Genomic DNA, 4,036 nt, shown 5'->3' on the forward strand with positions numbered 1-4,036 from the left:
GCCCGCCCGCACAGCCGGACGGGCGGAACGCGTGCCGGCGCATGCGCGTCGGGCGGGTGCGCTCAGTCGCCGGGATGGATCACCCGGTACCTGAGGTGCACGACGCGGGAGCCGAACGTGCGGGACTCGAGCAGTTCGAGGTTCCTTCGCGCATCCTTCCTCGGGAAGAAGGGGATGCCGCCGCCGAGCAGCACCGGATGGATCAGTATCCGGTACTCGTCGATCAGGTCCAGCTCCGCGGCCGCGGCGGCGAGCGTCGCACCGCCGAGCGCGATGTCTCCCGGCGCGGGCTCGGCACGCAGCCGTTCGATCTCCTCCGCCAGGCCGTGCGTGGCCAGCCGCGCGTTGCCCCGCACCTCCGAGAGGGTCGTGGAGAACACGATCTTCGGCAGCGGCTGCCAGATCTCGGCGAACTCTCGTGAAACCGCGTCGAGCTCGATGTCCAGGTTCACGGTCTCCCAGTAGAGCATGGTCTCGTACAGGCGCCGCCCGAGGAGATGGACTCCGACTCCGCGCACCTCGTCGTTGGAATGGCGATGCAGCTCCTCGTCGGGCATCGACCAACCGAAGGATCCCTCCGAATCGACGATGTAGCCGTCCAAGGACATGCCCATCGAAAAGGTGACACTGCGCATGAGGCGACCTCCTGCCGACAGGATACGCCGCGTCCGCACCCGCATCCACGATCGTCGGACAGTGGTTCACCGAGCCCCGAGCAGGTGCAGCGGCGACTCACGGCACCGAGGCTGCCCGCCGGCCGGGTGGAGCGGAGGGCAGAGGTCTACCATGGCGGTATGCGCGCCGCACCTGAGCCTCCGGATCCGGCGTCGGGAGCCTCACCGACTCCGGATCCCTCGCCGGATCCTTCGCCCTCACCCCCGCCGCATCCGACACCGGATCGCGGCGAGACGGCCGCGCAGCGCGCCGACCGGAACTGGACCGAGCTCACGCAGGAACTCCGGGTGACGCAGACCGGTGTGCAGATCCTCACCGCCTTCCTGCTCATGCTGCCGTTCCAGGCGCGCTTCGCCGAGCTCTCCGGCCGGCAGGTCGCGCTCTACCTCTCGCTGATGGTGCTCGCGATCGTCACGACGGCGCTCATGGTGGCGCCCGTGAGTCTGCATCGCTTCCTCTTCCAGCGCGGCCGCAAAGTCGATCTGGTGCGGATCGCCAACCGCATCACCGGGGTGGGGCTCATCACGCTCGGCCTTCTCATCGTCGGCACGGTGGGGTTCGTCTTCGACGTCGTCCTGGGCGGACCCGCCTCGTGGGTCGCGCCGATCGCGGCCGCGATCCTGCTGCTGAGCCTGTGGATCGCCCTGCCGTGGCGCACGCGCCGGGCGGATGCCGCATCGTTCGAGGCGTGAGCCGCCGGTGCGGAACGCTCACGTCAAGCGGTAGCCGACTCCGCGCACGGTCTCGATCAGCTCGGCGCCGAGCTTCTGCCGCAGATAGCCGATGTACACGTCGACGACGTTCGATCCCGGGTCGAAGTCGAAGCCCCACACGCGGCTGAGCAGCTGCTCGCGGCTGAGCACCTGGCCGGGGTGCCGCACCAACTCCTCGGCGAGCGCGAACTCGCGAGCCGAGAGCTCGACCTCGCGGCCGTCGATCCGTGCGCGGCGCGAGCGGATGTCGAGCTGGAGGTTGCGATGCGACAGATCCGTCACCGCGGTCACCTCGTCGGTGCGCATGCGGATGCGGATGCGGGCCAGCAGCTCGTCGAACTGGAACGGCTTGCCCAGATAGTCGTCGGCACCGCCCTCGAGGCCCGCGATCGTGTCGTGCAGTTCGACGCGCGCGGTCAGCATGATGACGGGCAGTCGCGACCCGGAGCCGCGCAGCTGCTCGAGCACTTCGAAGCCGTCGCATCCCGGCAGATTCACGTCGAGCACCAGCAGATCGAATTCGTCCGTCATCGCGAGCCGCAGCGCGTCGGGACCCGTCGCGGCGACTCGTGTCGCGAAGCCCGCGGCGCGGAGGCCCTTCTCGATGAAACCCGAGATGCGGGGCTCGTCATCGGCGATCAGGATCGAGGCCATCGGTGTCCTTCCTCTCCCGTAGGTCGGCGGTGGGGACGGTGAGCACGAAGAGCGCGCCGCCGCCCTCCGCATCCTGGGCGGTCGCATCGCCGTGATGCGCCTGGGCGATGAGGCGGACGATGCTCAAGCCGAGACCGCTCCCGGCCCGGCCGGAGGCATCCCGCGCACGGTGGAAGCGTTCGAAGATCTCTTCTTTGACCGGGTCCGCGACACCGGCGCCGTGGTCGCGGACCCGGAACTCGATCCGATCGGACGTGCGCCGGCTGCCCAGCTCGATCCGCCCGCCGCCGTGCGTGACCGCGTTCTGCGCGAGTTGCAGCATCGCCTGCGTGATCCGCGCCGGATCGAGGGTCGCCGTGCCCGTCGCCGACTCGACGAGCGAGACCTCGGCCCCCGCGATCGCCGTCGCCTTCTTCGCGATCTGATCGAGGAGCTCCGCGATGTCGACCGTCTCGAGGCGCAGCGGCTGGCGGCCGTACAGCGCCGAGGCATCCGAGAGATCCTGCACGAGACGGTTCATGCGGTCGAGCTCGTCGAGGGCGAGGTCGCGCACCTCTTCGACGTCTTCCGGCCGGGTCGAGTCCATGAGCTCGATGTTCCCGCGCACGATCGTGAGCGGCGTCTTCAGCTCGTGGCCGACATCGCTCAGCAGGCGCCGCTGCGCCTCCACGCCCTGGTCGAGACGGTCGAGCATGTCGTTGATCGTCACGGTCAGCTCGGCCACGTCGTCGTTCCCGGCCACCGGCAGTCGTTCGCCGAGGGATTCGGCGGACACCCGCTCCGCGGTCTCGCGCATCCGGCGGAGCGGCCGCAGCAGACGGGTGGCGACCAGGATGCCGGTTCCCGCCACGATCGCGATGGCGCAGGCCGACGCGATGAGGAAGACCCGGATCGCGGTGTCGAACTCGGCGAGCTCTGCGTCGAGGTCGTAGGCCATGACGAAGGCGACTCGTTCCGGGGCGGGGGAGTCCGCCACGGAGATCGGCACCGCCAGGTACCGCCATGCCGTGCCTTCCTCGGCGTAGGTCCCGATGATCGGGTCGTCTCCGAGTGCGGCGTCCACATAGGCGGCGAAGTCGCCGGCGCTCCGAAGATCCAGATCGAGCGCCATGCCCGGGACGATCGTGATCTTCCCGCCGTCCATGCCGAGCGCGCCGGTGTGGTCGTCGGGACTCATCCGGCGCACCACGTCGGTGAGCGCTTCCGTCGACGACTCCCACTTGCCGGTCGCAGGGTTGCCCTCGCCCACGATGAAACGGGCGGACTCCAGGTTCGCGGTCAATCGCTGATCGACGTCCTCGAGGATGCGATGCCGTTCGACGAGTATGACCGAGGCCCCCACGGCGAGCAGGCAGAGCGCGGTCACCACAGTGATCACGGCGACGATGCGGGTGCGGACCGAGGCGGACGAGCCGGGACGGCGCTGCGCAGGCTCGGACGGTTCGCTCACCCCTCCAGTATCGCGGGCGGGAGCGCAGTGCGGCGAACCGTGAGAAAGCTCTCATCCGAATCACCGGCGGCGCATGATGGAATCGAAGGGTGCCCGAGAACCCTGATGCCGAACTGCTCGGCGATGCCCTCGGCATCCCGGTCGAGCGGATGGCGCTCCGCTCTCGCGAGCCGCTCGGCGGAGGATCGGTGACGGGGTTCGGCCTCGCGGGCGACGGCGCGGGCGACGGTGGCACGGGTAACGGTGGCACGGGCGACGACGGCATCCCCGTGGAAGGAGCCGTGGAGGGTGCCGAGGAAAGCGCCGAGCTCTTCTACTTCGTGGACACCTCGCGGTTGCCGGTCGAACGGGAGACCGGCCTGACGCTGGGGGAGTCCGATCGCCCGGAGGTCCGCATCTGGCAGCACCCCGCTGATCCGCACCTTCCGGCGCTGCCCGCAGTCTCGTTCGCGCAGTCGATGGACGCGCTGATCGCCCGCGCCGGCCGCTCGGCCGTCGCCGCCCCGGAGCTGGTCGCCTATCGGCCCGGTCGCCGCGCGGTGCT

The 4,036-nt window shown here is 69.8% G+C and carries 4 protein-coding genes and 1 pseudogene; 2 read left to right on the top strand and 3 right to left on the bottom strand.

Annotation, left to right across the window (positions count from 1 at the left end; translation table 11 throughout):
* Nucleotides 1-62 precede the first annotated feature (62 nt).
* Nucleotides 63-635, bottom strand: a complete 573-nt coding sequence (locus ACFPZL_RS10875; RefSeq protein WP_218114849.1) for a dihydrofolate reductase family protein — start codon at nucleotides 633-635, stop codon at nucleotides 63-65.
* A 159-nt stretch (nucleotides 636-794) separates the two neighbouring features.
* Between ACFPZL_RS10875 and ACFPZL_RS10880 the strand changes: the two genes are divergently transcribed.
* The gene (locus ACFPZL_RS10880) at nucleotides 795-1,367 is read left to right on the top strand and encodes a DUF6328 family protein (protein ID WP_236022003.1); all 573 of its coding nucleotides are present in this window, start codon (nucleotides 795-797) and stop codon (nucleotides 1,365-1,367) included.
* Nucleotides 1,368-1,385: 18 nt separating this feature from the next.
* Here ACFPZL_RS10880 and ACFPZL_RS10885 read toward each other — a convergent pair whose 3' ends face one another.
* A complete protein-coding gene (locus ACFPZL_RS10885) occupies nucleotides 1,386-2,042 on the bottom strand; it encodes a response regulator transcription factor (protein WP_218114848.1) in 657 nt (218 codons plus the stop codon).
* On the bottom strand, nucleotides 2,017-3,492 hold the full coding sequence (locus ACFPZL_RS10890; RefSeq protein WP_218114847.1) for a sensor histidine kinase: 1,476 nt from the start codon (nucleotides 3,490-3,492) through the stop codon (nucleotides 2,017-2,019). The genes ACFPZL_RS10885 and ACFPZL_RS10890 overlap by 26 nt, the downstream gene beginning before the upstream one ends.
* Before the next feature lie 89 nt (nucleotides 3,493-3,581).
* Between ACFPZL_RS10890 and ACFPZL_RS10895 the strand changes: the two are divergent.
* A pseudogene (locus ACFPZL_RS10895) lies at nucleotides 3,582-4,036 on the top strand (hypothetical protein); the annotation flags it as partial.

Source organism: Leucobacter soli, assembly GCF_042659205.1.
In the GTDB taxonomy this organism is placed as follows: domain Bacteria; phylum Actinomycetota; class Actinomycetes; order Actinomycetales; family Microbacteriaceae; genus Leucobacter; species Leucobacter soli.

Bases quoted from the DNA above. Each gene is read 5' to 3' on its own strand.
- ACFPZL_RS10875 (WP_218114849.1), bottom strand. From the start codon at position 635: ATGCGCAGTGTCACCTTTTCGATGGGCATGTCCTTGGACGGCTACATC.
- ACFPZL_RS10880 (WP_236022003.1), top strand. From the start codon at position 795: ATGCGCGCCGCACCTGAGCCTCCGGATCCGGCGTCGGGAGCCTCACCG.
- ACFPZL_RS10885 (WP_218114848.1), bottom strand. From the start codon at position 2,042: ATGGCCTCGATCCTGATCGCCGATGACGAGCCCCGCATCTCGGGTTTC.